This window comes from Candidatus Acidiferrales bacterium (assembly GCA_036514995.1).
Lineage (GTDB): Bacteria > Acidobacteriota > Terriglobia > Acidiferrales > DATBWB01 > DATBWB01.
Genome location: DATBWB010000004.1, coordinates 1 through 3575 on the forward strand (window position 1 = coordinate 1; position 3575 = coordinate 3575).

The 3575-nt window shown below is 62.4% G+C and carries 4 protein-coding genes; all 4 read right to left on the bottom strand.

Annotation, left to right across the window (positions count from 1 at the left end; genetic code table 11):
• Positions 1 to 152: 152 nt before the first annotated feature.
• Positions 153 to 983 (bottom strand): hypothetical protein, encoded by an 831-nt coding sequence (locus VIH17_00360; GenBank protein HEY4681683.1) that lies wholly within the window; start codon positions 981 to 983, stop codon positions 153 to 155.
• A 17-nt stretch (positions 984 to 1000) separates the two neighbouring features.
• Entirely contained in the window at positions 1001 to 1855 is an 855-nt protein-coding gene (locus VIH17_00365) for a type II CAAX endopeptidase family protein (GenBank protein ID HEY4681684.1), read from the bottom strand.
• A gap of 43 nt (positions 1856 to 1898) precedes the next feature.
• Positions 1899 to 2951, bottom strand: a complete 1053-nt coding sequence (locus VIH17_00370) for a hypothetical protein (protein HEY4681685.1) — start codon at positions 2949 to 2951, stop codon at positions 1899 to 1901.
• A gap of 103 nt (positions 2952 to 3054) precedes the next feature.
• A partial coding sequence (locus VIH17_00375) for a thymidine kinase (GenBank protein ID HEY4681686.1) occupies positions 3055 to 3575 on the bottom strand: 521 nt, incomplete at its 5' end.

Sequence of the window (3575 nt, forward strand, 5' to 3'; positions counted from 1 at the left end):
GATCAGCCTCAAGAGCGCAGGCAGAAAACAAGGGCGCAAAAAACGAATCATACGGGCACAGCTAGACCGAGTCAAGGATGCGCACGCAAGGGCACTGTCCGGCTATGTCTGTGTTATGTCTGTGTAGGGGCATGCTTCAGCTTGCCCCCTTTCTAAGGAAATTCCTGGATGCGTACAACCTTGTGGTCACGGAAGGTGATGAAGGTCACCTTGGAAGGCGGGTTGCCGTAAATCCAATCTTCCTCCTCGACACCCTCGCGGAGTTCTCTTACCTTCCGGTCGGGACGGCCTACGGCGGTAAACACCATCTCTTCGGTCATGCCGACTTTCGCCTCACGGTTTTTGATGGCTTCCTGAAATTCCTTGGGAAGCGATTCAATCCACATCGCGGCGGCAGTGCGCTGGCCAGAGAAGTCGAGCAGGGCGGAGAGATGCTGTTTCAGTTCGACAGACGTTACCTCCGGGACCGATTGCGGGAATTTCAAGACAATGGCGCAACCGTGCGGCTCGAGCCCCGGCTCCGACGGCCGGCTGATGGGACGGGTGGTCGGACCAACACCGATCTCGATACGTTCGGCCCAACGTCGCCTCCGCTTTCCTCCGCCGTTGATCTCAAACACGATCTGATCATTCCCAAAGCTCATTTTGGTGATCTGGGCCGTGTCCCCCGGATTGACCGAGATCCCGTTGCGGGCGATGAGATCTTTCAACTGGGCTTCGTTCAAAGGCTTGCCCGCTTCCAACTGAACGGGTTTCTTCCCCGCGGGCAGGGCTATCTTGGCGCGGGAAAATTCTCCGGAAAGTTCCCGGACGAGAAGCAGGCGGGTTTCGGGGCTGAGTTTTCCTGAGGATCGCTGATCAACGGCAGGCCGATCCCGACCTTTCGGGATGGCCCATGACCCTTCGGTTCCGCTCAGGGCAAGCCCCGCCACAGCCGGACCGATAACCAACAACGCGCCAGTGGAGAGCGCCCAACGCTGCATGGCTCCCGCTCCAACAATCATTTTAGAACTTCTCGCATAGCGGCGGAAGGAGAAACGCGCCTGGTCCGTACAAGCCATAGGGTGAGGGCCGCAAGCAGGAGGGTTGTCACCACGCTCCCCTCAAGGCCGTAGCCACCTCCCGATAGCCAAACCGGCGGACGCCACTCGAGGATAGCGGCCGGGCGGTACATGCGGATGCCGCTCACCGGCAGCGAAAACAGGCAGCCCTGCACGTAATTCCACGCAATGTGGAACCCCAGGGGCAGCCAAAGGCCCCGGGTCTTGAGATAGGCCACGGCAAAGAAAGTCCCGGCGATAACCGTGTTCGCCACCGAGAGAGGTGTCGCATCAGGGTTGCTCTTGTGCATCAACCCGAAAAACGTGGAGAAGATCGCAACGCTCGCAACCGGGCTCAGCGACTCGATCAGCCGCTGAAAAGGATAGCCGCGGAAGAGAATTTCTTCCCAGCTCGCAGCTATCGCAACCAGCAGGAAACCAGTCGCCGCAGCGACGGTGGTTTCTTTCCAGTTGTCCGTCCAGGTGACGATGACCAGCCTGCCCGACGCAAGCAGCAGAATCGCCCCGGCGGTCACTGTCGCCGAGCCAAGCGCTGCCCCCATCGCCAGTTCGCGCGCGAAGCCGGGATAGTTCCACAGCCCGAGCGTGCGGAAGCTGCGGCGGTCGAACCAGACGACCATGAAACGGGAGACGATCAGCAGGATGACTAACTGGACGCCTCGCCAGATCCCAACCCAGACGAGAGCGCTCCTGCCGGGGAGGGCTCCGGGCCAAACAGCAAAAGCTCCGACCGTCAAGTAGTAGAGGACCAGTGTGAGGGCCAGAAAAAGAATGGCGCGAAGGCCAGGCCGCAACCGGCCATCCTCCATACGAAACAAAGACGCGCCGGGCATCCCTTTACATCGCCTCTCCGCCGGAATGGACCCGGACGCCTGCCCTGGCAACGGCGAAGGGCAGGATACGCGCCCCGGCCGCGGCGAGAGCCCGCTCGACATCGCTGCGGGCGCCGGGCTCGATCAAGAAAAAAACGCAACCACCGCCCCCCGCGCCGCAAACCTTGCCCGCGAGCGCGCCTTTCTGCCGGGCCAGTCTCATGAGGCGGCCGATTTGCGGGGTCGTGATGCCGGGGAGATTGCGGCGGCGGCAGCGCCACTCTTTACGCACGAGCTCGGCCACAAGGTTCCAGTTGCGAGCCAGGAGCGCCGAGCGCATTGCTCCGGCAATTTCGGCAAGCTGATCGAAATTTCTGCGCACCCGCCGGTCGCCGTTGAGATGAGCCTTCATCACCTCCCAATTGTTGATGCCGGACTGGCGCGGCCTGCCGGTGTAGCAAAGCACAAAGCGACGATCGAATTCGACGGCATCGAGAGGCAACGCTTCACGACGAGTTCCGGCCGGCCCGAAATGGATCGCGTGCGCGCCGCCGAAGGTGGCGGGGTAGTAGTCCTGCTCGCCCGTCGGCACGCGGATAACCTGCGCTTCGACGTTGCGGGCGATGGTGATGCGCTGCTCGGCGGTGTACCGGGCGCGCGCGAGCGTGTTCAGCAGAGCGCAAAGGGCAATATTCAGCGCGCTCGAACCGGCAAGGCCCGCGCCCGCCGGGGCAAGCGAATCGGTGGTCAGCGTGAAACCGCGGAAGGACCCGCGCCGGGCAGCCGGCGAGCCTTGCGGGTCGAAGAAACGCACCAGCCGCGCCGGCAGCGGGAGGCGATAGCGCCGCGCGCGGAGAAAGGCGCCAAAGGAAGCGAATTCTTCGCGCCGGCGGATATCGCGAGAAATAAAAACAACTTTGCCGTCGGCACGCGGCGAAAGCGAGCAATGAGCGTAGCGGTCAATCGCCACGTTCACGGTCAGCGCGCCCTCGTGAAACAAGTAGAGCGGCCAAATGTCCAGCGTGCCGCCGGCCAGGTCAATGCGCGTCGGCGCCGATGCCGTCAGACTCAGATTCATCTCCTCACCAGCCCCCATTCTATCGAGGCGGGCGAAGATCGCGGGAAAGAAACGGCTCAGCCCGCCAACGAGCCTTGCCGGGCAAGCGGCTCCTTGTCCCGCCTCAGGCAGGGTGCTTGCTTTCCTTGTCCTTTTCGGCCCTGGCGTGAGCCAGTCCGCCTGGGCGGGGCTCAAAGCAACGCCGGCAGCGCGCTTCATACTTGTCCTGAGCGCCGACCACGATCAATTCCTCCGAGCCGATCAATCGCTGGGTGTGCTTGGCCGGGTTGCCGCAGCGGACACAAATCGCCAACAACTTCGTGATCTCCTCGGCGATGGAGAGCAGGTGCGGGATAGGGGCGAAGGGCCGGCCCATGAAGTCGGTATCGAGGCCGGCGACAATTACCCGCTTGCCCATGTTCGCCAGCTTCTGGCATATGTCCACCAGCTCGTCGCCCAGGAACTGCCCTTCATCAATCCCGATCACCTCGGTCCTGGGGTCCACCCGCTCCAGAATTTCGACCGCCGAGGTGACCAGATCGGAAGCAATGCGAAGGTCGCTGTGGGAGACGATTTCGGCCTGGGAATAGCGCTGGTCAATGAGCGGCTTGAAAATCTGCACGCGCTGGCGGGCAATCTCGGCCC